Below are 25,858 nucleotides of genomic sequence, written 5' to 3' on the forward strand. Positions count from 1 at the left end.
TCGACCATCGTACGCGCAGCTTCGCGCGGGAACTGGGCCTGGAGCCACTGACCACGCCGGTGCGTTCTCCGCAGAGCAACGGTATGGCCGAATCCTTCGTCAAGACCATGAAGCGCGATTACATCGCGTTCATGAACAAGCCCGACGTGCCGACCGCGCTCTCTCAGCTAACGGTCGCGTTCGAGCAATACAATGACTGGCATCCGCATAAAGCGTTGAAGTATCGTTCGCCTCGGGAGTTCCGACGCGCCGCAACATCATCAACTTAACGGTGTTCGGGTGTCCTGAGTTACAGGGTCAACTCCACTGGTCCACATTGCAGCATTGTCCTGCGAATGTCGATGCCAGATCGGCACGGCCTTCGCCAGGATCGCACTTGGCACGGCAGCGGTCCCCGGCGGGGTCAGCGCCCGCACTTTCTTGACCTTCCAGAACCGCATGTCAGCAGGGTCAAGCTCGACCGTCTTGGCCTGTAGCCCGATTCCTGGCCTGGCATCTGGGCGCTTGGCCCTCACTGCTGCCACGAAAATCAGGATGTCAGCCTTGGTGTAGCCAGGACGCCACGCGATGCCATCGTGATAGCGACAAGCCGGAATCAGCCGAAGCCCTTCAATGCTGGTCTTACCCCGACGCATGTCCGCGAGGCAGTCATCCCACGCGACGATAGGGCCGAGTAGGCGGCGCAGGACACAAGCCACTTCCGAACTGGGCAGAACAAGGGTGAGCATTGCTGTTACCTCTTCACAGGCGAGGCGAAGGCTACGTGTAAGCCTTCCCGGAGACCGTTGCGAACCCAAACGCAGTCCTGGCCGGCATCGTCCACGCCGAAGCCCACAGCAAACCCACCGAAGTCAGACCAGCCCTCAACGGTGGCGGTGCTCAGGACTTCTTCGAGTTGCTTGTCGTTGAGCGTGCCGCTGTTGCGCATGAGGGTGTGCCGCCCCATCACTTCCAACTGTTCCCCGCGATCATCGGGGAATAGTGTTTCTTTCAGCAGGGACGCCATAGCAGCCTCACGAATTGCGGCTGTGAGGTTGGAGCTTTCTTCAGCGCCATCCACGACCGCCCTGCACCACTCTTGCCAACCTTTCCCCTTGCCCTGCGCCAGCCAGTCAATGGCCTGCCACGTTGGGACATCAAGTTTCACCGGTAGCCGCTTGCCATCCCCGAGCCGCAGCATTCGTGCAACCACGTCAACCATGAATCGTTCCTTCAAGTAGTCTGTTCGCCCCATCATATCAACGGATTCACTTGCTTACTATAAGGTTCACGGCTATCCTTGTCATATCTAAACGGTCGTTTAGGTTTGATAAATCAGGAGCAGATATGCGCCAGGCAGTTATCTACCGACGAGTTAGCACCAGCGAGCAAGGAAAAAGCGGACTTGGTCTAGAGGGTCAGGCTAAAGCCATCGGTCGATTTTGCGAGGCGGAGGGATTTGACGTTGTTGATGGGTTCCAGGACGTTGCTAGCGGCAAGCTTCCGATAGAAGCCCGCCCTGGCCTGGCTGCCGCTCTTGATAAGGCCCGAAAGCTTCGTTGTCCGATCATCGTCAGTAAGCTGGACCGTTTAAGCCGTGACGTGGCATTCATCAGCGGCCTGATGGCACGCAACGTGCCGTTCATCGTGGCGGAGCTTGGCGTGGATACTGATCCCTTCGTCCTGCACCTGTATGCTGCCCTTTCAGAGAAAGAGCGCCGGATGATCGGGGACCGGACCAAAGCCGCGCTTGCCGCAAAAAAGGCCGCTGGCGCCCTGTTGGGAAACCGCACTAATCTTGCCGAAGCGAGAGCAAAGGCCAGCGAGGCGAAGAAAGCCGCAGCAGCAGCCTTTGCAGGCCGTGTCCGGCCAGAGATAGATAACATGCTCGCATCGGGCGCCACCCTTAGTAGAATTGCCGAACGGCTAAATGCAATGCAGGTGCCCACGTCGCGCGGAGGCATCTGGACTGCTACGACGGTTAGGCGCGTCATCAGTATGTGAATCGCACCCATCGATACCGAGATAACCATGATAATGGCAATCTTGCTAACGACTTGGGATTCGGCTCCACTACGGCATTAATTTACAGATCAAATAATTTTCGCCACAAAATAAAGCACAACAATGAAACTAAGAAAAACTGATCATTGGAGCCAGATTAGCGAATTAGAAGGGCTGCTTTACCTCGGCCAACGTCTGGATGAAATGCTGTTTGACTATACGCTTGACACTTACAAGCCAGCAGCATTGAACTCTCTGTTTCTCTGCAACGAAGCGCTAAGCCTAATCAGCGACATTGAGTCTGACGTTATTGATGCCCAAAATCTTGATCATGTTATGGAGGAATTACTTTGGTCCCTCCGTCAAGATGAAATTGCAAAAGATCTACTCGACCTGCAACCCGATTATTATGTTCAAACCAACAAAGACACTCCACTAAGCCTTAAACGCCGTCGTTTAGAGGTTCTCGAAAGTTCACTTGGGGTGTATAGGTATATTAAAGCGGGCAACGAACTGTTAACAAAAGCCGTCGAAAAGAACAGCAAATCCGAAATCGACGCAATCCTGCGCTGCTACATCCCAGCACTAATAAATTTTGGCGTCAGCAAACTATCACTCTTTGAAAAAGTAAACGATTTCTTCTTTAATCCAGAACGACGGATATCAGACCTCTCACAAATCCAGGATTTTCTTCGCGAGATATACCCTGTTGCGCACGAATTTCAGGTAATCCTCCTCGTTTCAAACTTGGTTCTGGAAGTTAAGGAATCAATCAACGACTTCGGGCTTATTATTCTCGAAGAGCTTCCGGAGGACTTCGAAGCCGCCGCAAAAGTTAATGCATTCGAAGCACCGGAAGGATATGTTTATGTCAAGGCAGGTGACATCAGAGCCGTCGACAATTATTCGGCCAGAGAAGAGGCAGAACAAAAGATCGAGCAACTCAGTCAATTATTTACGTTCTTTTCCCACAAGGCACAATTAAAATGGGACGACAGGGTGCTGCTCTCACGATGCTGTCAAACGGGCATATCCTTGATAAGGAGACCCCTGCCATCCATTCAAAAATGCTCTGACACCAAGCCTCAGTTTGCGGCCCCAAAAATGAACAAATTTTTGCGGTCAATCACACTACGTGATGCAAGTTTTGTCAAGTTCAAACAAGCAATTGAGCTTCACGGAATGGCATTATCAAGCTCCACACCCGACAACCAACTTCTCAATCTCTGGATTGCAATTGAGACGATTACACCTTCCAGCTTGAATGGGGGAAGCAAGATTGCGAGGATCGTGACCGATTTTATGCCGTTTCTACTTGAGCGCTACGTCGAGCGCCTCATAATACGGCTAACCAAAGATCTTTTTCGCTGGAATCGAAAAGCATGTCACGAGATTATTGCGAAGATCGATGGCGGTAAAAAGTTCCACCAAAAAGTGCTTCGCTTGGTGATTTTGGACGAATACGATGATCTAAGAAAGGAATTATATTCAAAGCTCAACTCCTTTCCCCTATTACGCAACAGAATATTCTCCCTCAACTCCAAGCTAAAGAACCCTGCAAAGGTCAAAACGCTACTAGATGCGCACAAACAAAAAGTGGAATGGCAGCTGCGTAGAATCTATAGAACTAGAAATTTGGTCGTTCACTCTGGTCGCACACCGACATTTATTGACACTCTCATCGAGAATAGTCACGATTATCTCGATCAAATTCTAAATAAAGTAATTTATTTCGGGGTCATGGGTATGCCAGTAAAAACGCTAGATCAAGCATTCGACCTCGCAGAAGCGAGATACATTCTCTTTGAACGAAAACTTTCAGAGTCGAAAGAGTTCAATAACGGGAATATATTTATGCTTATGCCAGATTAGCACCTAATCGAGCACCCAGGAGTTCGTTTCTTCCCCGGGGCACCCACGAGTGAACCCCGTTTGCCATCGACCTACTCGTGGGCGTCATGCTACGATTTTGCGTTGATATACCCCAGACGAAGCTATGACGCACAACATACAAAATCTCGCGAAAAGATATAGCGAAATCAGAGATCGGCATCCGGTGCTGTTGCCCATGGCTGAAACGGTTGTAGTGGGCTTACTTGCGGCTGCAGTGAACGCTCTGGCGTCGCGTTCGAGCAAGAGTCCCAACATGGCCTGCAGCGACGAGGTGGAGCCTGCTAAGAGCGAGACAGACGAGCCTCGCCGTGAGATGTGGATATCAGGTGCAGGTATGTTCGACAATCGAGAAGATGCAATTCAGTCACATATCGATATTTACGGTAAAGGCTGGTAGGGCTATCACGGACGAAAATGGGATGGCGGGGAGCAGCTCATGGCTCCCGCTCAAGAGTTGGCGGACGAGTCTGATAGAATTCATCCGGACTGCTACGAAAGCATGGCCCGAACGAACTAGCCGGATTTCGTAGCCCCTTATTAATCAATAGCTTGCGCGCCGTGATGTGGGTCCGTTCGATTCCCATCGCCCGCTCCATTTCCCAGATCTGACAAGCCGCCTCTGGCACCCGGTCAATGGATGACCGGCGATCCGCCCGGCGGTTTTTTGTTGCCATGCTTCCCCAAGACACGAACACCGACACGCTGCCCGGCGACGACGCCGACGGCGCCAGCGGCCAACCTGCAGACGCCACCCCTGCCAACCCCGGTGACGAGGTCGCGCATCCGCGCCGTATCCGCTCGTTTGTCAGGCGTGCCGGACGCACGTCCACCGGCCAGCAGCGCGCCATCGACGACCTCGGTCCGAAGTTCATCGTGCCGTATCAAGGCGAACCGCTAGACTGGACGGCCACGTTTGGGCGCGAGGCACCGTCGATTCTTGAAATCGGCTTCGGCATGGGCGAGACGACGGCGCACATCGCCAAACTGCGCCCCCAGGACAATTTCCTGGGCTGCGAAGTCCATGAGCCCGGCGTCGGCGCGCTGCTGAAGCTGATTGGCGAGAACGATCTGCAGAATGTGCGGATCATGAACCACGACGCGGTGGAAGTCATCGCCCACATGCTGACCGAGCAGTCGCTGGATGGCGTGCATATCTTCTTTCCCGATCCCTGGCACAAGAAGCGCCATAACAAGCGCCGCCTGGTGCAGCCGCCGCTGGTCAAGGTGCTGGCCAGCCGCCTGAAGCCCGGCGGTTATTTCCACTGCGCGACGGACTGGGAAGAATACGCCCACCAGATGGTGGAAGTTCTGAGCGGCGAACCGACCCTGGAAAATACCTCGACCGCTGCCGGTGGCTTTGCGGAACGCCCGGATTACCGTCCGGTGACCAAATTCGAAAAACGCGGCGTGCGGCTGGGCCACGGCGTTTGGGACGTGGTATTCCGCAAGAAATGAGAAAGGGGCCCGAGGCCCCTTTCTCATGCTGTCGCCAATTTGCGTTTGCGTCGCAAATCAGGCGTGCCAGGACACCATACCCGTCCAGGCAGTCAGCAGCACGATAATCCCGAAGGCAATCCGATACCAGGCAAATGGCTTGAAATCGTGCGTGGCCACGAATCGCAGCAGCCATCGTACGCACAGGAACGCCGAGAGAAATGCGAACACGAAGCCGATGCCGAAGATGCCGAGGTCGTCGGCCGACAGCACCGCGCGCGCCTTGTACAGTTCGTAGATCGTGGCGCCGAAAATGACCGGGATCGCCAGGAAGAACGAAAACTCGGTGGCCACCTGACGCGACAGACCGAACAGCATGCCGCCGATAATCGTCGCGCCCGAGCGCGAGGTGCCCGGCACCAGGGCGAAACACTGGGCGAGACCGACCTTCAAGGCGTCGCGCCAGGTCAGGTCGTCGATCGACTCGATGCGCGGCGCGCCGGCCTTGGCCGCTTCCAGCAGCGCATTGCCCTGCGGATGCGACACGGTACCGCGCCGCCCCTCGCGCCATTCCGCCCAGAGAATCACCACGCCGCCGACGATGAACGCCAGCGCCACGGTAATCGGATTGAACAGATGGGCCTTGATCCATTTGCCGAACACCAGCGCCAGCACGATGGCCGGCACCGTGGCAACAATCACGTTGATCGCAAAACGTTGCTGCCGAGGGTCAGAGACCAGCCCGCCCAGCGCGGCGCCGATGCGCCGGCGGAATTCCCAGCAAACCGCCAGGATTGCGCCGAACTGGATCACGATCTCGAAGATCTTGCCTTTTTCGTCATTGAAGTCCAGCAGTTGTCCGGCAAGAATCAGGTGGCCGGTGCTCGAAATGGGAAGAAATTCGGTCAGTCCTTCGACGATGCCGAGAATCACGGCCTTGAGGGCGAGTGCAATATCCATGTGGACTCAAAAAGTAGGCGCGAATGGCGGCTGGTCCGCCAGCGATGCCCGAAGGCATCGCATTATTGTTGCTGTGAATTTACGGCCGATTAATCTTGACGTTGATACCGTCAGGCAGGACCGTGATTGTACCGGGCTCCACGCTAGTGCCGGCCAGCCGCAACTGCTCCGGCTTGAACGTATAGAGTGGATAGTTTTGCAGCAACTGCTCGGACAGGATACCGCCCAGTGCATTCAACTGGCGTGAAAACTGGCCCGGCAATCCCTGCACGTCGAACTGCTTGACCTCGGGGTCCTGCAGCACCAGCGAATGGCTTGGGGGGTCATAGCGCAGCGCGCTGTCCAGCGCGAAGCGGCCCGTCAGCGGTTGGCGGAAAAACAGCCGGTTGTCGATCGTCGCGTCGAAGCTGACCAGCACGCGATTACGGGTGGCGTCGAGCGCCAGCTGCGGGTTGGCCAGCTGGATATCGAACACCTCCATATACCGCTTGTTGAACGGGAATTTCTTCGCCAGCGCATCCTGCAGCTGGCTTTGCGAGAATGTGTACTCGCTACGGAATACGCTGCAGCCCGCCAGCCAGCCCGTGGCCACCAGCGCGGCTGCACCCGCGGCCGCCAGCCAGCGCCGGCGCGTCATCGCAATCATGCATGCCTCTCCATCAAACAGTAGGGTCAGCGCACCGCTGCGGCCGGCGCCGTCGCCTGCTCGAGCCGCGTCAGCCACACCATGGCCGATTCGCGGGAATCCCCGCACATTTCGGCCGACGGACGCAGTCCGCCGCAGAATGCCGGCCGCTGCGGCTGTCCGAACACCGCACACCGCATGTCCGCCATCAGTTGCGCGCATCGCTGGCCGGCCGGCTTGCCATGCGGCATGCCTGGCAGGGGCGACGTGATGGACGGCGCGATGCAGCAAGCGCCGCAGCCGGCACGGCAGGTGGGTTCAGACTGGCAGGACATGGTGAAGGTTCAGCGGCAGATGCCGACAATACAGGAGTGCCGCCGATGCGCGGTACCAAGCCGGCATTGTGCCTGACCCGATCCGCGAGACCTGCAACAAAGCGCAACTTGCGTTTCATGCGTCACTTGTACCGTTCGTCGCACGCCGCTTGACCCCGCAATTCCGGTCCTCTACATTACTGACCGACAAGTTATTAATACTGCGATGCCTCCCGCATGGATCGCTTTCGCGCCTGTCCCGTGAGCCCTGCCCTGCCCAAGAAAGACCCCGAGACCCGCCGCTGGAGCCGGCGCAAGGCCGCGCGCCCGCAAGAGCTGGTGGCCGCCGCGCTGACGCTGTTCGTGGAACGCGGCTACGCCGCTACCCGGCTGGAGGACGTTGCGGCAGCGGCTGGCGTGTCGAAGGGCACGGTCTACCTGTATTTCGCGAACAAGGAAGAACTGTTCAAGACAGTGGTCCGCGAGAACATGGTGCCCGCGCTGGCCAAGGGCACCGATCTTGTGGACACCTACGAAGGGTCCACCCCGGAACTGCTGCGCGAACTGCTGCTGGGCTGGTGGGGCCTGATCGGCGCTACGCCGGTGGCCGGCCTGACCAAGCTGATCATTGCCGAATCGGGCAATTTTCCCGATATCGCCCAGTTCTACCAGGACGAGGTCATGGGGCCCGGCGACGCGCTGTTTGCCCGCGTGCTGGCGCGCGGGGTGGCACGCGGCGAGTTCCGCCAGGTGCCGCCCAATCCCGCGACCACGCTGCTGTGCGCGCCGCTGGTGTTCCTGATGCTCTGGCGCAGCGCCTTCAGCCAGGTCAATGTGCCGGCCATCGACCCCAATGCCTTTCTGGACCAGCTGCTGCATATGCTGCTGTTCGGCCTGACCACGGGTCCGGCGCGCGATACCCCGCTGCCCGCCCAGCAAGGGCCTTATGTCTGGGAGCGGATTCGTGACGAACTGATGGCGGAGCGCGCGGCGGCGGATTCCGAGCCAGATTCCCGGAATGACACCCGGGCGACCGTCCGGACATGAAGACACCCCAGGCCGCGCACGGCCCCGCGTGCCACGGCGCAACGCTAACCGTTTGTAAACATGCCAGCCCGGTTGGCGAGGGTAAAATAGCGGGCTTTTGCGTAACATCCCGGCATGCGGCGGCTCTGGCGCCCGACGGGACAAGGCAAATCCGGCACTGATCGATACAACAGCGCAGACGGTGGGGTGAACAGCCCCGCCGGCGGCGCAACCCCGCAAGCATCTCGAAGGAAAGGCAAGATGGATCTCGAAAAAGCCCGATTCAACATGATCGAACAGCAAATCCGCCCATGGGACGTGCTGGACCAGGAAATCCTGGACCTGCTGGCCGTGGTCAAGCGTGAGCAGTTCGTGCCGCAGGCCTACGCCGCGCTGGCTTTCGTCGACATGGAGATTCCGCTGCCGGGCGGCGAGAACATGATGCCCCCGCGCGTGGAAGCCCGCATCCTGCAGGACCTGAACGTGCGCAAGCACGAGAACGTGCTGGAAATCGGCGCCGGTTCGGGCTACATGGCCGCGCTGCTGGCGGCCCGCGGCCGCCACGTGGTGACCGTCGACATCCGTCCGGAACTGGTGGCACTGGCTCGCCAGAACCTGGCCAATGCCGGCGTGACCAATGTGGAAGTGGCCGAAGGCAATGCCGCCGACGGCTGGGCCGTGGCCGCGCCGTACGACGTCATCTGCATCTCCGGCTCGCTGCCGGAACTGCCGCAGTCGATCCTGTCGCAGGTCAAGGTCGGTGGCCGTATCGCCGCCATCATCGGCACGGCGCCCGTGATGGAAGCCCGCATCATCACGCGCGTATCCGAGACCGAGTACCAGGTCGTGAATATCTTCGAGACGCTGGCCAAGCCGCTGCAGGGCGCCGCGCAGCCGTCGCGCTTCAAGTTCTGAACCGGAGCCAGCCATGCAGGTAATTACCGCCCCCGAACTGGCGCAATGGCTGGCCGATGCCGGCCGCGCCAGGCCGGTGTTGCTGGATGTGCGCGAGGATCTGGAAGTGCGCACGGCCGCGATGCCCGGCATCACGCATATCCCGATGGGCCAGATCCCGGCCCGTCTGAACGACATCGACGAGGACGCCGAGATCGTCTGCATCTGCCACCACGGCGCACGCAGCATGCAGGTGGCCAGCTTCCTGGAGCGCCAGGGCTATGCCAAGGTCTGGAACCTGACCGGCGGCATCCACGCCTGGTCGACCCAGGTCGATCCGTCCGTTCCGCAGTATTGATCCGGAACCGGTCTCGGCAGCACGCCGGGGCCGTGCCACCGCGCAGCATCCCGGCCGTACCCGCAGCATCCGCAGCATCCGAAGTACCCCGTCCTGGCAGTATCACCCGTCGCAACCTATCGATCGTTGGCCGCGCGTGCCGCTGGCCGAGCTGGAGATGTCATGAGTTTTGCGCTTTCCGCCGTGTCCGTTGCGGCCAGGAAACCCCTGGTGCTCGCGGCTGCCCTGCTCGCCTGGCTGCCCATGCCATCCGCGCTGGCCGCCGACCTGCTGCAGGTGTATCGCGACGCGCAAGCCAACGACGCCCAGTTCGCCAGTGCCCGCTCGCAATTGCTGGCCACGCGCGAGAAGCTGCCCCAGGGCCGTGCCGGCCTGCTGCCCCAGATCGCGGGCACGGCGGGCGCGCAGCGGACCATGGCCGACTACAGCTCGCCGGTGGATACCACGCGCTACTTCAACGCCAACACCTGGGCGCTGCAATTGACACAGCCGCTGTTCCGCTGGGATCGCTGGGAAACCTACAAGCAGGGCGAACTGGCGTCGCTGGCGGGGGAAGTCACGTTCCAGCAGGCCCAGCTGGACCTGATCACGCGTGCGTCGCAGGCCTACTTCGACGTGCTGGCCGCGCAGGACAACGTCTACCTGGCCGGCGCACAGAAGAAAGCCATCGGTGAGCAGTTGGAACAGGCCAAGCGCAACTTCGAGGTGGGCACGGCCACGATCACCGACGCCAATGACGCGCAGGCCCGCTACGACCTGGCCACCTCAACCGAAATCGCCGCGCAGAGCGCGCTGGAGGTGACCCGCGCCACGCTGCAGCAGATCACCGGCAAACCCGTGGACGAACTCATGGGGCTGCGGCCCGAAGCCCAGATCCCTGGGCCTCAGCCGCCCGATGTGAACGCGTGGGCATCGCAGGCCGAGCAAACCAATCCGCAGGTAGGACTGGCCAACTACAACCTGGAAACCGCCCAGCGCGAGACCAACAAGGCCAAGGCGGGCCACCTGCCTTCCGTGGATCTGGTGGCGTCCTACGGCTACACCAACGCCCAGGGCACGGCCACCCAGCTCAGCAACGTGGGCAGCCGCTACAACTCTGGCGTGGTCGGCGTGCAGCTGAATATTCCGATCTTCACGGGCGGCCAGATCCAGTCGCGGGTGCGCGAGACCCTGGCACTGGCCGACAAGGCCGCGAGCGACCTGGAATTCGCCCGCCGCACCGCCGCGCAACAGGCGCGCCAGACGTACTCCGGCGTTTTTAACGGGTTGGCCCAGGTCAAGGCGCTGGAAGCGGCGGAACGCTCGGCGCAGAGCGCCGTGGAATCGAACCAGCTGGGCTACGAAGTGGGCGTGCGCATCAATATCGACGTGCTCAACGCCGAAGCGCAACTGTTTTCCACGCGGCGCGACCTGTCCAAGGCCCGCTACGACACCATCATGAACGGCATGCGCCTGAAGGCGTCCACCGGCACGCTGTCGGAGGACGATGTGGTGCAGATCAACACGCTGCTGACGCAGATGCCGGGGGCGATGTATAGGGTGCCGGGGAAGGCGCGGGTGGGGGCGGCTGGACCGTCACCAGAGCACGGCAAGGACGGGCGTCGGGCCACCAGTGCCCCGACGCGAGCCCCACATTCGTAATGCGCCTCTAGGCGTTGCCTGTTGTGGAAACATGCGGGCCGGAACGTCTGCCGATCTCTGCACTCGAGCGTCGGCCAGCCCGCGCCTCACACACGGCCAATCCCAGAAGCAGCCCGATCACGCCTGCATAAAACACAATGTTGGCCTGATGCGCCAGCGTAACCTGCGTCAGTCCCGACAGCAGGGACGCCATCACGACGGCCAGCCCTGCGGCGCCGAGGCTCTGGCCGCGCTCATTGCCGATGGCACGGCATGCACGCAAGGAGCGCCAGAACAACGCCGCCGGCACCATGAACAGCCCGAGCAAGCCCAACACACCGGGTACGCCCGTGGTGGCAGCCGCCTCCACGAAATCGTTATGAGCGTGCTCGAGCATGCAAACCCCCGACTCCGTGCGCTGCTCGCAGTATGGCGCGGACTTTAATACCCGTGCGAACTGACCGACGCCCGCGCCAGTCCACGGATGATCCAGAAAGTAGTCAAATCCGATTTCCCACATCTGCAGGCGTGCGCCTACCGACGACTCTGCATCGCCATGTTCGAATTGCCGGACTTCCTGAACGACCCGGTTCACGCGATCCGTCATCGGACTGCCAGGCACCACGAATAACGCTGCAACCAGCGCAGCAATGCTGGCACACGCCACGAGAAACATTCGCAGGCTGAACTGCCTGTATCGAACCAGCAAGAGCGGGAAAAGCGTGAGCAGCACGGCGAGCAAGGCGCCGCGTGTACCGTTCATCGCCAGAATAGGGACAGCACACAACACGTTGATCCAGGCCTCTGCGTGCGCTCGTGCGTTGTTACCCGGGCGTGCGAAGCCGACCAGTGCCAGCGCCGCCACCATGTTCGCAAATGCGATGGGTTGCACCCAGCCTGACGCCCGGTCCGTGTGCAACACCAGAAACTGATAGCTCACAATCAGCAACGCGCCAAAAAGCCCGAGAGTAATGCCGCTCCACAGCCTGTCGGGGCTCGGCGCTACGCGCACGATCATCCAGCACGTGAGCACTGCCAGCAATGCACGCGATGGGTTGTCAATGACATTCCAGGGCGTGTGGTGATATAACTTCGACGCCAGATAGACAGCGAGGAAAACCAGTACAGAGATCGCCAGCGGCACCAAGGCGTCGGCATGACGGCGCCATTCGCGTCCGAGTCCGCGCCAGCCGAGTAGAAGCAGCACCCCGACTCCAGCCAGGAATACGCCGGCACCCCGCGGCACGCACAGGATCAGTATTGGAAATGCGAAGACGAGTGCGTCGCACAACGTCGACAGCCAGTTGTTGCGGATTGTCATGAGAGCGAGCTAGTGACGCAAGCAGCACCACATTGCGTGATAGCTGCGGGGCCGTCAAATCAACCCGCCATTCTAATCCATCCCCCTTTCACTTCCCCCTACGCCGCTCCACCACCTCCAGCAATTGCCACCGAATGGCCGTCGCGTCCGCCGGAGGATTCGGCACCTGGTACTCCCTCACCCGCAGCTTGTACGTGACGCCCGGTTCGAAATCGAGGCCCTCGATCGGCCCGTACCAGAGTTGCCACGGCGCATCGGGCGATTCCCGCCAGCGGTAGCACTGCAGCTTGCCGGCACCGGTGCATTCCACGCGCTGTGAATCGATATAGACGATCTTCTCCCGGCCGGGCACGGCGCCCGTTGCGGGGTCCACCTTGTCGCCGCGCCGGCCTACGCCTTCCCGTTCGACAAACTGCAACAGATCGCCATCGGCCGTCTTCCAGATGATCTGGCGGCCCGTGGCGCCGGCGGACGGCTGCGTGCCGACAGTCGTAAAGGGCGACTGCATCGCCTTGAGGAGGGCCGACTCCGTTTCCATCCGAGGGCCCGGACACGCCATGCGCGTGCCCGCCACGTGGTCGAACCGGATGCCGGTCTGTGTCTTGCCGTAGCCGCCGGTAAAGCGGTTGCAGCCGCTGGTGCCGTTGACGGTGCCCTGCGACGAATCAATGCCGTCGCTGAAATTGAAGACAATCGGCTCGCCGTTGTCGCCGTGCGGAATGTCACGCACCGTGCCATCCGGCATCTGCCAGCGCACCAGCTCCCAGCGGCTGGGGCCGCTGGAGCGGGTTTCATTCAGGGTGGCACTGGCCGATGGATTGTCGGGTGGCTGGCCCGTGGCACAAGCCGACAGGATGGCGGCCGCGCCAAGCAGCAAAGTCATGACAAGGGGACGCAGAACGCTTTGCATGGGTCGACTCCTTCAGACTGCCGCGCGACAAGCGCAGCAACATCCACAATATCGATCAGTCTAGCGTCCCGAGCGCCGTCTGTATGTCAGCGCAACACTGGCGCCAGCGCCCCAATCGTCCTCGCCGTCGCCCCCCGATGCAGCCCCGCGAACGTCAGCGCGTTCGCACGCATCTCGGCCAGGCGGGCGGGCTCGCCCAGTACGCCGGCTGCCGCGGCCATCAGTTCGTCGGCGTTGCCGACGCGCAGGCAGGCGCCGGCGGCGATGGCATCCTCGGTGGCTTGTGCGAAGTTGAAGGTATGCAGCCCCATCAGCACCGGCGTGCCGGCCGCGCAGGCCTCGATCAGGTTCTGCCCGCCCAGCGGGATCAGGCTGCCGCCGATATAGGCGATGTCCGATGCCGCGTAGTACATCGCCATTTCGCCCATCGAATCGCCGAGCACGATGTCGGCAGTGATCGGTTCCGCCACCTGGTCGATGTCGAGTGCGCTGCGGCGCTGGACCGAGAACCCGGCGCGCGTGGCCATGGCGGCAACCTCATCAAACCGCTGCGGATGGCGCGGCACCAGCAGCAGCGCGGGACGCGTCTCGCCGGGCCAGCGCGAGAAAGCCTCCAGGATCAGCGGCTCTTCGCCCTCGCGCGTGCTGGCGGCCGCCAGCACCTGCCGGCCGGCAAACGCACGCCGCAACTGCTGCCCGCGCGCCATGCCGGCTTCCGGCGGCTGCATGTCGAACTTCAGGTTGCCGGTGATCTGCACTGCTTTTACGCCCAGCTCCCGATACCGCTCGGCATCGCCCGGCGTCTGGGCCAGCACCATCGTGAAATCGTTGTACAACGAAGCCGCCGCACTGCCGAAGCGCGCGGTACGCCGAAAGCTGCGCGGCGACAGCCGGGCGTTGACCAGAAACAGCGGCACGCCGGCGCGCCGGGTCACATGCACCAGGTTCGGCCAGACCTCCGTTTCCATGATCAGCCCGGCATCCGGCCGGAAATACGCCAGGAAGCGCCGCACCATGCAGGGCACGTCATAGGGCAGGTAGCACTGCTGCACGCGCGGGTTGCTGCCATAAAGCTGCGCGCCGGTCTGCCGCCCGGTAGGCGTCATGTGCGTCAGCAGCAGCCGGTGCTGCGGATAGGCGGCCAGCAAGGCGTCGATCAGCGGCTGCGCGGCGCGCGTTTCGCCAACCGATACGGCATGGACCCACAGCCACGGGCCATCGGACGGCAGGTCGTCATAGCGCCCAAGGCGTTCGCCCACGTGATGGAGATAGCCGGGTTCCTTGCGCGACCGCCACGTCAGGCGCAGCAGCGCCAGTGGCAGGATCACCAGCCACAGCAAGGTATAAACGATTCGAAGCATCAGATGGAGACTCCGCGCACGCGCCGTGCGGCGGCATAAACCTCATCGACGTCGGGCACGATGCCGTCGTCGCCCACGTTGGCGATGCGGTCCGACCAGTAGCCTTCGGTCTTCCAGCGCCACGTGGCGGTATAGATTTCGACGGTCGGCCGGCACAGCGCCGCGGCGATGTGCACCAGGCCGGTATCGACGCCGATGACCACCTCGGCCCGGTTGATCAGGCCGAAGCCCTGCATTACCGAGAAACGCGGCAGCACCTGCGCGCCGGGCATGCCGGCGGCCAGCGCCTCGGCGTCGCGCCTTTCGGATTCGCTGCCCCACGGCAGCAGCACGGCGAGCCCCTCCGCATGCAGCTTCTGCCCCAGCGCATGCCAGTTCGCCACCGGCCAGCGTTTCTTCGCGCCCGCCGTGGCGTGGAAGCAGACCGCGTAGCGTGCCGGCAGGCCGGCCCAGAGCGGATCGTCGACATGCAGCGTGCTGGCGGTCGGTCCGAAGAAGCGCGGCGGCTCCGGCGGTGTGGTCCCCGTCAGCGCAGCCCCGATCAGGCGCGAACGCCGCACGGAGTGGGTCTGCCGGGGCACCGTCACCGGCGTCGTGTAGAACAGCCGCGCGGCGGGCTCATAGCCCGAGCCCTGCGTGGCATTGCCCAGCCCGATCACCGGAGCGCCGGCGGCGCGGGCCGCCGTGCGGGCGACGATGGCGGTCTTGAGCAGGCCCTGCGTCTCCAGCACGGCGTCGTAGGCCTGTTCGCGGATGGCCGCGCGCAGCGCGCCCAGCTCGGCCCAGGTGTCGCCCTGCCAGAACCGCTTGCGCCAGCGCCGCAACGCGAACGGGATCACGCGGCGCACCTCGGGCAGCAGTTTCACCAGGTCGACGTAGCCCTCTTCCACCACCCAGTCGATCTCGGCCTCGGGCCAGCGCGCGCGCAGGTCATGCACCAGCGGCATGTTATGCACGACGTCACCGAGCGACGACACCTTGACGATCAGGATGCGTGGCCGGGCGGGAAGCGCAAAGCCCCCCGCCGCCAGCGGCCGCGGCGGGGTCTCGGCCGATGGCTGCACGACCTCAGAACGGGAGCTTTGCATCCGGTTTTTCCGCGAGGATCACGCGCTTGAATTCGGCCTGGATGCGCGCCAGCGCGGCATCGTTGTCGGCCTCGAAGCGCATTACCACCACAGGCGTGGTGTTCGACGGCCGGGCCAGGCCGAAACCGTCCGGATATTCCACGCGCACGCCGTCGATCGTGATCACTTCCTTCGCGCCCTCGAACTTCGCGTTGGCGCGGATCTTGTCGAGCAGCGTGAAGGCCTCGCCCTCGGCGACCTTGAGCTGCAGCTCCGGCGTGCAGTTCGAGTTCGGCAGCGCATTCAGCACGGCGCTCGGGTCGGCGTGGCGCGACAGGATTTCCAGCAGCCGTGCGCCCGTGTACAGGCCGTCGTCAAAGCCGTACCAGCGGTCCTTGAAGAACACGTGGCCGCTCATCTCGCCGGCGATTGGCGCGCCCGTTTCCTTGAGCTTGGCCTTGACCAGCGAATGGCCGGTCTTCCACATCAGCGGCTCGCCACCGTGCTGGCGAATCCACGGCGCCAGCTTGCCCGTGCATTTCACGTCGTAGATAACCTGCTGGCCGGGGTTGCGCGACAGGATTTCCTCGGCAAACAGCATCAGCTGGCGATCCGGGAAGATGACCTGCCCGTCCTTGGTCACCACGCCCAGACGGTCGCCGTCGCCATCGAAGGCCAGGCCCAGTTCGCAATCGGTCTCGCGCAGGCACTTCATCAGGTCCTGCAGGTTTTCCACATGCGCGGGATCGGGGTGATGGTTCGGGAAATGGCCGTCGACATCGCAGAACAGCTCCACGACCTCGCAGCCCAGCCCGCGGAACAGGTCGCCCACGAACGCCCCGGCCACGCCGTTTCCGGCATCCAGCGCAATCTTCATCGGACGCGTGAGCTTGACGTCGCCGATGATGCGGTCCAGGTACTGCTGGCGGACGTCCACCAGCTTGTAGCTGCCGCCGCCCTTCGTAAAGTTGCCCGCGTCGATGCGCTGGCGCAGGGCCTGGATCTGATCGCCATAGATGGCCTTGCCGCCCAGCACCATCTTGAAACCGTTGTAGTCGGGCGGGTTGTGGCTGCCGGTCACCATGATGCCGGACGTGGCGCGGCGGCCATCCAGCTCGATATTGGTACCGAAATACACCATCGGCGTGGCAACCATGCCGACATCGATCACGTCCAGGCCGGCGGCGCGCAGGCCTTCGACCAGCCCGCCCAGCAGATCCGGCCCGGAGAGCCGGCCATCGCGGCCCACCACTACGGTTTTCTCGCCAAGTTCGACGGCGGCCGAGCCGAACGACAGGCCGATGAAGCGGGCCACTTCCGGGGTCAGCGTCTTGCCGACGATGCCGCGGATGTCATAGGCCTTGAAGATCGAGGGATCAATTTGCATGTGGCTTCCTGGAGACAAGGTTCATCGTGCGATTCCACCCCGTGGCGGGACGCCTCGGGAGGGGCGCGGGCAGGGCGCCAAAAAGCCGTATTGTGCCGGATTGCGCGTGGCGCAGGCGCTATAATCGCCTTCAGCCGCCCCCTCAGGGGAATTTTTCGGCGCTTTTTGACTGCCGTCGGTCTGTCCGCGCACGTTTTTTCCGACAACCGATCCAATCAGAGACGGCCGACGGGCGTCCGCCGCATTGCTGCGCTGCCATCCCCTGTTCGAGACTCCGCCATTGTCCTTGATCACGCCGACTGAACGGCCCCGCATCGCCTGTCTCATCACCAATTCAGAGACCGGCGGTGCCCAGAGCCATGTTGCCGACCTGCTGCGCGCCCTGCGCGGGCAGGCCGATGTCACATTGCTGGCCGGCGGCGATGGTCCCCTGTTCGACCTGGCCCGCGACCTGGGCATTCCCGCCATCCGGCTGGCCGCGCTGGACAACGCCCTGTCGCCGCTCAAGGCCGTGGCGGCCCTGCGCGAACTGATGCGCGCCCTGCGCGAGGCAAGACCGGACATCCTGCATACACACAGCGCCAAGGCCAGCGCGCTGGGTCGCGTCGCCGGCAGCCTGCTTGGGATACCCGTGGTCTATACGGTGCATGGCTTTGCGTTCAAGGCGGCAGCGCCATGGAAACAGCGCACCGTCGCCCGGATGGCCGAATGGCTGCTTGCGCCGCTGACGAGCCACGTCATCTGCGTGGCCGAGGCCGAGCGCGCCATGGCACGCCAGCTGCCCATCCGCGCCGATCGCATCAGCGTCATTCCAAATGGCATTGCCGACGTGGCGGAGCGCGCGCAGCCGGGCGACGCCCTTCGGCGCGTGGTGACGGTCATGCGGCTGGCGCCCCCGAAGCGCCCGGACGTGCTGATCCGGGCGTTTGCCGCGGCACAACTGCCCGACTGCGAACTGGTCATCGCCGGCGACGGCCCTCAGCGCGCCAGCCTGGAGCGGCTGGCCAGTCAACTGGCCCCCGGCCGCGTGCGTTTTGCCGGCAGCATCGACAACATCCCTGCGCTGCTTGCCAGCGCGCAGCTATTCCTGCTGGCCTCCGACCATGAGGGTTTCCCCATTTCGATTCTCGAAGCCATGCGTGCCGGCCTGCCGGTGATCGCCAGCGACCTGCCGGGCATTCGGGAACAGCTTGGCGATGGACGCTGCGGGGTGCTGGTGGCGGAGAACGAGCCGGCTGCCTTTGCCGGCGCGCTGCGCCAGGCGGCCGCCGACGCGCCGGCGCGCGCTGCCGCTGGCGCAGCCGGCCGGGTGCGGTGGGAGCAGGCGTATGGCCTGGAACCCATGGTCCGCGCCACCTGGGCGGTCTATGAACAGGTGCTGGCGGGCAACCGCCAGGCCCACGCACGCGCCCAAGCATCATGAATACCGTGCACACCGGCTCGCTACGCCGCAATGGTCCGGCCACCCCGGCGAGGTCGGAAACGATCCGGCGGGCCAGCCGCATGATTGCCTGGGCCGCCGTGGGCCTGGTGCTGTTCGGCATCAACGCTGCATTGTCCGAGGCCGCCCACCAGGCGGGCTTTGTGACGCACATCTTCCCGCGCACGCTGCTGTGGTCGATGCTGCCCTACCTGGCGGCGTTCCTGCTGGTGCATCGCGCGCTGCATCTGCCGGCCATGGAAGGCGCCAGCATCGTCGGCGTGGCCGCGACCCTGCCGTTCGCGCTGCTGCTGATCGTCTATGCGGGCTTCCACATCGAGTACTCCCGGGGCGCGGTGCTGGTGGGCTACGTCACCACGCTGGCGTGGACGTGGCTAGGCTATCGGCGCTACGTGCAGAAGTACGTGCCGGTGTTCGGCTACATGGACCCCGAGACCCTGCAGCACCTGAACCGCATCATCGCGATGCCCGGCGCCAATCCGCCCGCCACCACGCGCTTCGAGCAGATCGGCTCGCCTGAGGAAGCCATGCATTGCGACGGCATCCTGGTGGAGCGCGGCCTGACCGCCGACCCGGCACGCACGCGGCTGCTGACCCAGTACCGGCTTGGCCATCTGCGCATGTACTCCGTGGAACGGATCGGCGAGATGCTGACAGGGCGCGTGGGCCTGGATCATATCGACGAGAATTTCTTCGACGACTACGCCGACCACTACCTGTTCGACTACATCAAGCGGCTGACCGACATCGTCGCGGTGATTGCGCTCGCCCCGCTGGCCATCCCCATCGGCCTGGCCGTGGCGCTGGCGGTCAGCCTGGAATCGCCGGGCGGCGCCCTGTTCCGGCAGCGGCGCGTGGGCCTGTTCGGCAAGCCGTTCACGATGCTGAAGTTCCGAAGCATGGGCGTGGACAAGCAGGCCCCGGCACAGTTTGCGCTACGCCAGGACCCGCGCGTGACCCGCGTGGGCCGCATCATCCGCAAGTACCGGCTCGACGAGATCCCGCAACTGTGGAACGTGCTGATTGGCGACATGAGCTTCATCGGCCCGCGCCCGGAACAGGTGCCGATGGTCGAAGAGTTCTCGGAAACCATCGCCTACTACCCCTATCGGCACCTGGTGCGGCCGGGCCTGTCGGGCTGGGCGCAGGTGCAGCAGGGCTATGTCGGGACGCATGCCGAAACGGTGACCAAGCTCAGTTACGACCTGTACTACGTCAAGCACTGCTCGTTCGCGCTGGATCTGTTGATTGCGGTGAAGACCATCCGTACGCTGCTGACCGGGTACGGAGCGCGTTGATGACGTCGACCGCGGCTGCGGGGCGCTCGCCGATGCGCGTCATGCTGATCACGACCGGGCTCAAGGTCGGCGGCGCGGAGCATCAGGTGGTGGCGCTGGCGCGCGCCTTCCTGGCGATGGGCAATGCCGTTGCCATCGTCAGCCTGTCGCCAGAACGCGAGATCGACGTGCCGTCCGGCGCCCACGTGGTGGAGCTCAACATGCGCAAGACGCCGGCGGGCATGATGCGCGCCCTCTGGCAGGCGCGCGGGCTGGTCCGCGCTTGGCGGCCCGACGTCATGCATGCCCATATGATCCACGCCAACCTGTTCGCGCGGGCCCTGACGCGCGTGACGCCTTGCCCGCCGCTGGTGTGCACGGCGCACAGCTTCCGCGAGGGTGGCCGGCTGCGTATGGCCGCCTATCGACTCACGGACCGCTGGACCGATCTCACCACCCATGTCAGCGACGAAGGACGCCTGGGCATGATCGCAGCAGGCGGCGTGCCGGCGTCACGCATCATCGTGATGCCCAATGGCATCGACACCGACCGCTTTCAGCCGGACCCGATGGTACGGCAGGCCACGCGCGCGCAGCTTGGCATCGGTACCGATACGCGCTTGCTGCTCAACGTCGGCAGGCTGGTGACCGAGAAGGCCCAGGACACGCTGATCCGCGCCTTCGCCCGCATCGATCCGGCCATTCCCGCGCATCTGCTGATTGCCGGCAACGGCGCCTTGCGCCACCAACTGTCGGAACTTGCGGCGTCACTTGGCATCGCGTCCCGCGTGACGTTGCTAGGGCAGCGCAATGACATACCTGCCCTGCTGAACGCCGCCGACACCTTCGCGCTGTCCTCAGACGTGGAAGGCCTGCCGATGGTGCTGGTGGAAGCGCTGGCATGCGGCTGCCCGGTCGTATCGACTGACGCGCCGGGTGTGGTGGAAGTCGTTGGCGACCTCGGCCCGATCGTGCCGCGTGGCAACGTCGATGCGCTGACTGCGGCGCTGACTGATGCGCTGCACGCGGGCACCGGAACGCCCACGGCGCAAGCCGGCCGCCGCGCCCGTGTGCTGGCCGCCTTCTCGATTGAAGCCGTGGCCCGGCGTTGGCTCGCGCTCTACGCGAGCCTGCCCGGCACCGCCAGCGTGCCGCACGCGGAGGTAGCCTGATGCGTCGACGCGTTGCTGGCAACCTGCTCTGGATGCTGGCCGAACGCGGCCTGCAGGTGGGGGTAGGCATCGGCGTGGTCGCGATGCTGGCGCGCGCGCTGGGGCCGGAGGGTTTCGCGCACTTCCAGTACGCGCAATCGATCGTGCTGATCGCCGCATCGTTTGCGCTCGTGTGCAGTGCGGAAGTCGTCGTGCCACGGCTGGTGGCGGCGGCGACGCCCGCGGCGGAGCAGCAGTTGCTGAGGCACGCGTTCGTTCTGCGCCTGGGCGGGGGCGTCGTGGGGTACCTACTGATGTGTGCGTACCTCGGCATCACCGCACCGCTGCCCGACATCTGGCATGCCGCCCTGGTGCTCGGCATCGCCATCCTGCTGCGCGAGCCTGTCGGCGTGGTCACGGCCTGGATGCAGGCCCATACCAACAACCGTCCCGGAACGCTGTTCAGTCTGGCCGCGCTGGCCATCAAGGCATCGCTGGTTGGCGCGCTGTTCGCCGCCCATGTCACGAACGTGGCCGGATATGCCATCGCGTTCGCGGTAGAAGTCATCGTGCTCGCCACCCTGCTCGCCACCTTTTACTCGCGCCAGCGCGGCGCCGGCGATGTGCCTTGGCAACCGGAGCTGGCGCGTGAACTGCTGGGCGCAGGAACGCTGTTCTGGATCAGCTTCATCCTGATGATGGGCGCACGCCGCGTCGACCAGTTGATACTGCAGCCCGCCGTACCGGCGGCAGAGTTCGGTGCCTATGCCGCGTGCATGCAGATCCTGGACAACTTCACGATGGTGGCGACGATCCTCGCGGCCGGCATCGCGCCAAGCTATGTCTACGCGCGCCAGCGCTTTGACGATGCGCACGCCAGCATCGGCCGCATTGCGCTGGGCCTGACCGGGGTCGGACTGGCCGGGGGTCTGGCCATCGCCGCCTGCGCCCCGTGGGTCGTGGCGCTGCTGTACGGCCAGGCGTTCGCCGCCACGGTCGGACTGCTGCGCATGGCCGCGATCATCTCCGCACTGGTGTTCGCGGACGTCGCCCTCACCCTGCTTGCCGCGCACCTGCGCAAGCCGCGCTGGGTGGCCATCAAGTGGGCGCTGGTCCTTGCTACGATCCTGGCGTGGGACCTTGTCATGATTCCCCGCTACGGCAACTGGGGCGCCATCGCAGGCTACGCCGTGGGCAACGCGGTCGCCGTGCTGGTTGGCGCGGTGCTCTGGTGGCGGCACCGCCCCACCCGGCAGATGGCCTCGGCATGAGCAAGCTGCCGACCATTTGCTTCCTGACCGGCACGCTGAACGCCTTCGCCGGCGCCGAACGCATGACTGCGGTCATTGCGAATGCGCTGGCCGAGCGCGGCTACCCTGTGCGGATTCTAAGTCTCTGGGACAAGGCCAGCGTGTTTCCGCTGCACGCGGGCGTCGTGCACGACGCGCTGTTTGAATCGCGGCCTTCGTTCAAGCGCCAATACCTCGCCACGGTGGCCGGCATCCGCCGCTTCGTTCGCCAGCACAGGATCGACGCGCTGATCGAAGTCGATACGATGCTGACGCTGTTCACGCTGCCGGCAACCGTCGGGCTGAAGGTGCGGCGGATTGCGTGGGAGCATTGTCATTTTGATGAGGATTTGGGAAAACCGGCTCGCAAGCTCGCCCGTGTCTTGGCGGCACGCGTCAGTTCGGCTGTAGTGGTGCTGACCGAACGGGATCGTGCCCGATGGATCGAGGCACTGCGTCCAAGATGCAACGTTGTCGCCCTTCCCAACCCACTGCCGTTTCCCATGCCTGTTGCTCCGGCACCGCGCGACTCGCAGACCGTGCTTGCCGTCGGGCGCCTGACAACGTCCAAGGGATTCGACGTGCTGATCGCAGCTTGGGAGAAAGTCGCCCGGATGGCACCCGGCTGGCGGCTTCTCATCATCGGCGAGGGTGAGGAGCGCCAGCGGCTTGAATCCCTTCGCAACAGGCTTGGTCTAGAGACAAGCGTCTCATTGCCGGGCATCCAGGCCGATATCAGTCCGGCTTACGCGCGCGCATCCATCTTTTGCCTAAGTTCCCGTTACGAAGGCTTCGGACTGGTATTGATCGAAGCGATGGCGTATGGCTTGCCGATAGTCTCAACGGCCTGCCCCCAGGGCCCCCGCGAATTACTGGGTCCTGATGACGCGATCACTGTGCCTGTAGAGGATGCAGAACAGCTTGCCGAGGCACTTCTGACCTTGATTGGCTCGCCCTCGACAGCGGAAAGTCTAGGTGCTCGCGGGCGACAAACTGCCCGGGCCTACGAAATTAACCACCTCGTGGACCGCTGGATCCCCTTGCTCGAGTGAACTCGCCCAGTTCGGCCCGGCACATCGAAAACTTCTGTTGCAAACAAAGGACGCGCTTGTATGGACCGCGCCAGCGGATGCAAGTAGAATTGTTCAAGTTCAAACAAACTTACATCTTCCCCCGGCAGACCGCTGGGAACGCCCCCCACTTTTGTTCTCCGTCATTTTATGACGGTGACGCATTGTGCCCATTCCATGACGAGTCGCCAAGCCAAGATACAAGAAGACACGTATTTTCGGATCATGCGCCTCTTGCAAGAAAATCCGGATCTAACACAGCGAGAGTTGGCGCAGGAGCTGGGTGTGAGCGTCGGCGGCCTGAATTATTGCCTCAAGGCATTGATGGAAAAGGGCTGGGTCAAAGTTCAGAACTTCAGCCAGTCCAAGAACAAGTTTGGGTACGTCTATATCCTGACACCGGGTGGTATTGCCGAAAAGGCAGCCCTGACGAGCCGCTTTCTCAGGCGAAAGATGGAAGAATACGAGTCGCTCAAGGCTGAAATCGAAGCGTTGAGACACGAGACGATCCACGACGAGATCTCGCCGGGGAAAAATATGGCGCCAACCAACAAATCAGACGCCTTGCAAATCACGGTGCATCAGGGCGTCCCAAGCGCTGCCAGGGCGCTGATCTGGGAGGTGTTTTTCCGGTCGAGGGGACGCGGCATCAGCTTGTCGGTGCACTATCCCTGGATCGAGACAAGCGCTGGCGTTACCACCATCCTGGTCAATGGCGGCTTAGGCCAAGATCCGGCCACCGCGGCCGCTGCGCTCGTCATCAAGGAAGAAAACGTCGCCGATGGCGCGAAGGTTGGGCTGGTCGGCCTTGTCTGCGTGGACGAAGCACTTCGCGGCAGCGGATTGGGCCATAGACTGGTTTCGGCAGCCTTGGATGTCGGCCGGGACAAGGCGCTCGACGCCCTCGTACTTTGGACAAGCAAGCCTGATGTCTATAGGAAGCATGGCTTCGTCGCGGACAGCGAAGACCGATACGGCACCGTGTGGAAGCGTACGCAGGGCGGCGTCGCCAAGGCATTCTGCTTCGACCCGCCAGGAATCGAGGTTCGCGACCTCTCCGCCAACGGCGTGCCGGCATTCGCGAAGAGCGTGCTGGTGTTTTCCACGCATTCTGCGTCAATAACGGTTCTGCCAACCATGCAAGGCTACACACTGGCAGATTGGCAAGGCGATTGGGATGAGATCTTCCAGATCGTAGACCGCGTTATGCCGGACAGCTGGAACCTGAATGCTCCGGCCGCGTCAGCCATCTACGCGGAAATGGACCGAAGGGACTATCACTCCGAGCTGCCTTCGGCCTCGCTGCGAATGATTGCCGACATGACCGGCAAGCACGCTGCCGGCCTGCCCTATATCCCACTGCTTAACCGAATCTGAGGGAAATTCGCACATGATTCCGATCGTCAAGGTTGCAATGCCACCGAAATCGGCTCTGATGCCCGCACTGGAAACTGTCCTGTACAGCGGAATGATTGCCGAAGGCGAATCCGTCTATCAGTTCGAGGCTGAGTTCAACCGGAAATTTGGATTGGAGCATTCGCTCGCGATGAGCAGCGGGACTGGGGCGCTCCACGCTGCACTCACGCTGGCCGGCGTTGGCCCGGGGGACGAGGTGATCTCCACCCCGATGACAGCCGAACCCACCAATACGTCGATCCTGTACAACGGCGCCAAGGTGGTCTGGGCGGACGTCGACCCCGCATCCGGCAATATGTGCCCCGACTCGGTTCGTCAGCGCATCACAAGCCGGACAAAGGCAATCCTTTGCGTGCACTATGCCGGATATCCGGCACGACTCGCCGAACTGAAGCGCATTGCCGACGAGTACGGCGTGGCCCTGATCGAGGATTGCGCGCACGCACTCGGTGCCAGCTACCAGAACCGCCCCATCGGCACGATCGGGCACTATGGCATTTATTCCTTCCAGGCCATCAAGCATATGACCACCGTCGACGGTGGGTTGCTGACTTTTGCCGACGTTTCCCAGACAGAGGCGGCAAAGAAGTTCCGCTGGTTCGGCATGCTGAAGGGAGTACCGCGTACGGAAGTCGATATCACGAGCGTCGGCTACAAGTACAACATGAACAACGTCAACGCCACGATTGGCCTGGTACAACTGCAGAACATCTCGGCGATTCTCGATCGGCATGTCGAAAATGGAAGATTTTTCGATGCAGAATTGAGCTCGATCAGCGGCATTGACTTCGCACGCTGCGACACGGACGCCGTACCAAGCTACTGGATCTATACCCTCTTGTGCGACGATAGCCACAGCGTCGAAAAAGCACTCAATAGTGCGGGCATCTCGGCATCCAAACTGCATCGCCCCAACAGCCTGCATAGCATTTTTGCCGATTCTCGGTGCGACTTGCCTGGACTCGACACGTTCTATACACGCCTGCTGCATATCCCCTGCGGCTGGTGGGTGAGCGACGAGGACCGTGCCCGGATCGTCGACGTTATCAGAAAGGGCTGAG

The 25,858-nt window shown here is 62.7% G+C and carries 26 protein-coding genes; 16 read left to right on the forward strand and 10 right to left on the reverse strand.

Features of this window, described 5'->3' with window-relative positions:
* Positions 1–269 (forward strand): integrase core domain-containing protein (locus D9X30_RS13285; protein ID WP_153950113.1); only part of this gene is annotated, 269 nt, incomplete at its 5' end.
* Here D9X30_RS13285 and D9X30_RS13290 read toward each other — a convergent pair.
* Both D9X30_RS13290 and D9X30_RS13295 read right to left on the reverse strand, forming a co-directional pair.
* Positions 261–728, reverse strand: coding sequence for a hypothetical protein (locus D9X30_RS13290; RefSeq protein ID WP_153950275.1), 468 nt, complete (start codon positions 726–728; stop codon positions 261–263). The genes D9X30_RS13285 and D9X30_RS13290 overlap by 9 nt on opposite strands.
* A 5-nt stretch (positions 729–733) precedes the next feature.
* Entirely contained in the window at positions 734–1,201 is a 468-nt protein-coding gene (locus tag D9X30_RS13295) for a hypothetical protein (protein ID WP_153950276.1), read from the reverse strand.
* Positions 1,202–1,326: 125 nt separating this feature from the next.
* Between D9X30_RS13295 and D9X30_RS13300 the strand changes: the two genes are divergently transcribed.
* The 4 genes from D9X30_RS13300 (at position 1,327) to trmB (ending at position 5,331) form a co-directional block, all read left to right on the forward strand.
* Positions 1,327–1,983: a recombinase family protein gene (locus tag D9X30_RS13300; RefSeq protein WP_153950277.1), complete on the forward strand. Its 657-nt coding sequence runs from the start codon at positions 1,327–1,329 to the stop codon at positions 1,981–1,983.
* A 123-nt stretch (positions 1,984–2,106) separates the two neighbouring features.
* The gene (locus D9X30_RS13305; protein ID WP_153950278.1) at positions 2,107–3,855 is read left to right on the forward strand and encodes a hypothetical protein; all 1,749 of its coding nucleotides are present in this window, start codon (positions 2,107–2,109) and stop codon (positions 3,853–3,855) included.
* A gap of 124 nt (positions 3,856–3,979) precedes the next feature.
* Positions 3,980–4,273, forward strand: coding sequence for a hypothetical protein (locus D9X30_RS13310; protein ID WP_153950279.1), 294 nt, complete (start codon positions 3,980–3,982; stop codon positions 4,271–4,273).
* A gap of 275 nt (positions 4,274–4,548) precedes the next feature.
* The gene (gene trmB, locus D9X30_RS13315) at positions 4,549–5,331 is read left to right on the forward strand and encodes a tRNA (guanosine(46)-N7)-methyltransferase TrmB (RefSeq protein ID WP_153950280.1); all 783 of its coding nucleotides are present in this window, start codon (positions 4,549–4,551) and stop codon (positions 5,329–5,331) included.
* A gap of 57 nt (positions 5,332–5,388) precedes the next feature.
* Here the strand turns inward: trmB and D9X30_RS13320 are convergent, their stop codons facing one another.
* The 3 genes from D9X30_RS13320 to D9X30_RS13330 form a co-directional block, all read right to left on the reverse strand.
* The gene (locus D9X30_RS13320; RefSeq protein ID WP_153950281.1) at positions 5,389–6,270 is read right to left on the reverse strand and encodes an undecaprenyl-diphosphate phosphatase; all 882 of its coding nucleotides are present in this window, start codon (positions 6,268–6,270) and stop codon (positions 5,389–5,391) included.
* Positions 6,271–6,349: 79 nt separating this feature from the next.
* A complete protein-coding gene (locus D9X30_RS13325; RefSeq protein ID WP_153950282.1) occupies positions 6,350–6,916 on the reverse strand; it encodes a DUF1439 domain-containing protein in 567 nt (188 codons plus the stop codon).
* Between the two features lie 26 nt (positions 6,917–6,942).
* Positions 6,943–7,230 carry a YkgJ family cysteine cluster protein gene (locus tag D9X30_RS13330; RefSeq protein WP_153950283.1) on the reverse strand — a complete coding sequence of 96 codons (288 nt, stop codon included), beginning with the start codon at positions 7,228–7,230 and terminating at the stop codon, positions 6,943–6,945.
* Positions 7,231–7,446: 216 nt separating this feature from the next.
* Here D9X30_RS13330 and D9X30_RS13335 point away from each other — a divergent pair, with 216 nt between their 5' ends.
* The 4 genes from D9X30_RS13335 (at position 7,447) to D9X30_RS13350 (ending at position 11,128) form a co-directional block, all read left to right on the forward strand.
* On the forward strand, positions 7,447–8,256 hold the full coding sequence (locus tag D9X30_RS13335) for a TetR/AcrR family transcriptional regulator (protein WP_153950284.1): 810 nt from the start codon (positions 7,447–7,449) through the stop codon (positions 8,254–8,256).
* 240 nt (positions 8,257–8,496) lie between these two features.
* Entirely contained in the window at positions 8,497–9,150 is a 654-nt protein-coding gene (locus D9X30_RS13340) for a protein-L-isoaspartate O-methyltransferase family protein (protein ID WP_153950285.1), read from the forward strand.
* 13 nt (positions 9,151–9,163) lie between these two features.
* Positions 9,164–9,487, forward strand: a complete 324-nt coding sequence (locus tag D9X30_RS13345; protein ID WP_153950286.1) for a rhodanese-like domain-containing protein — start codon at positions 9,164–9,166, stop codon at positions 9,485–9,487.
* 162 nt (positions 9,488–9,649) lie between these two features.
* A complete protein-coding gene (locus D9X30_RS13350; RefSeq protein ID WP_153950287.1) occupies positions 9,650–11,128 on the forward strand; it encodes a TolC family outer membrane protein in 1,479 nt (492 codons plus the stop codon).
* A 7-nt stretch (positions 11,129–11,135) separates the two neighbouring features.
* Here D9X30_RS13350 and D9X30_RS13355 read toward each other — a convergent pair whose 3' ends face one another.
* The 5 genes from D9X30_RS13355 to D9X30_RS13375 form a co-directional block, all read right to left on the reverse strand.
* The gene (locus D9X30_RS13355) at positions 11,136–12,428 is read right to left on the reverse strand and encodes an O-antigen ligase family protein (RefSeq protein WP_153950288.1); all 1,293 of its coding nucleotides are present in this window, start codon (positions 12,426–12,428) and stop codon (positions 11,136–11,138) included.
* An 88-nt stretch (positions 12,429–12,516) separates the two neighbouring features.
* On the reverse strand, positions 12,517–13,338 hold the full coding sequence (locus tag D9X30_RS13360; RefSeq protein ID WP_153950289.1) for an META and DUF4377 domain-containing protein: 822 nt from the start codon (positions 13,336–13,338) through the stop codon (positions 12,517–12,519).
* 86 nt (positions 13,339–13,424) lie between these two features.
* Complete coding sequence (waaA, locus tag D9X30_RS13365) at positions 13,425–14,699, reverse strand: lipid IV(A) 3-deoxy-D-manno-octulosonic acid transferase (protein ID WP_153950290.1); 1,275 nt, start codon at positions 14,697–14,699, stop codon at positions 13,425–13,427.
* On the reverse strand, positions 14,699–15,787 hold the full coding sequence (gene waaC, locus D9X30_RS13370) for a lipopolysaccharide heptosyltransferase I (protein ID WP_153950291.1): 1,089 nt from the start codon (positions 15,785–15,787) through the stop codon (positions 14,699–14,701). Before waaC ends, waaA begins: the two co-directional genes overlap by 1 nt.
* Entirely contained in the window at positions 15,768–17,153 is a 1,386-nt protein-coding gene (locus D9X30_RS13375; RefSeq protein WP_153950292.1) for a phosphomannomutase/phosphoglucomutase, read from the reverse strand. Before D9X30_RS13375 ends, waaC begins: the two co-directional genes overlap by 20 nt.
* Before the next feature lie 286 nt (positions 17,154–17,439).
* Here D9X30_RS13375 and D9X30_RS13380 point away from each other — a divergent pair, with 286 nt between their 5' ends.
* The 7 genes from D9X30_RS13380 to D9X30_RS13410 all read left to right on the forward strand — a co-directional run bounded on the left by D9X30_RS13380 (position 17,440) and on the right by D9X30_RS13410 (position 25,857).
* Positions 17,440–18,576, forward strand: coding sequence for a glycosyltransferase family 4 protein (locus D9X30_RS13380; protein ID WP_228771139.1), 1,137 nt, complete (start codon positions 17,440–17,442; stop codon positions 18,574–18,576).
* Positions 18,573–19,892 carry an exopolysaccharide biosynthesis polyprenyl glycosylphosphotransferase gene (locus tag D9X30_RS13385; RefSeq protein ID WP_228771140.1) on the forward strand — a complete coding sequence of 440 codons (1,320 nt, stop codon included), beginning with the start codon at positions 18,573–18,575 and terminating at the stop codon, positions 19,890–19,892. The genes D9X30_RS13380 and D9X30_RS13385 overlap by 4 nt, the downstream gene beginning before the upstream one ends.
* A complete protein-coding gene (locus tag D9X30_RS13390) occupies positions 19,892–21,043 on the forward strand; it encodes a glycosyltransferase (protein ID WP_228771141.1) in 1,152 nt (383 codons plus the stop codon). Before D9X30_RS13385 ends, D9X30_RS13390 begins: the two co-directional genes overlap by 1 nt.
* Positions 21,043–22,293, forward strand: a complete 1,251-nt coding sequence (locus tag D9X30_RS13395) for a lipopolysaccharide biosynthesis protein (RefSeq protein ID WP_153950294.1) — start codon at positions 21,043–21,045, stop codon at positions 22,291–22,293. The genes D9X30_RS13390 and D9X30_RS13395 overlap by 1 nt, the downstream gene beginning before the upstream one ends.
* On the forward strand, positions 22,290–23,363 hold the full coding sequence (locus D9X30_RS13400; protein ID WP_153950295.1) for a glycosyltransferase family 4 protein: 1,074 nt from the start codon (positions 22,290–22,292) through the stop codon (positions 23,361–23,363). The genes D9X30_RS13395 and D9X30_RS13400 overlap by 4 nt, the downstream gene beginning before the upstream one ends.
* 195 nt (positions 23,364–23,558) lie before the next feature.
* Positions 23,559–24,758, forward strand: coding sequence for a MarR family EPS-associated transcriptional regulator (locus D9X30_RS13405; protein ID WP_194946620.1), 1,200 nt, complete (start codon positions 23,559–23,561; stop codon positions 24,756–24,758).
* Between the two features lie 13 nt (positions 24,759–24,771).
* A complete protein-coding gene (locus D9X30_RS13410) occupies positions 24,772–25,857 on the forward strand; it encodes a DegT/DnrJ/EryC1/StrS family aminotransferase (protein ID WP_153950296.1) in 1,086 nt (361 codons plus the stop codon).
* Position 25,858: the final 1 nt, after the last annotated feature.

It is taken from the genome of Cupriavidus sp. U2, from assembly GCF_009663685.2.
Taxonomy (GTDB): domain Bacteria; phylum Pseudomonadota; class Gammaproteobacteria; order Burkholderiales; family Burkholderiaceae; genus Cupriavidus; species Cupriavidus necator_C.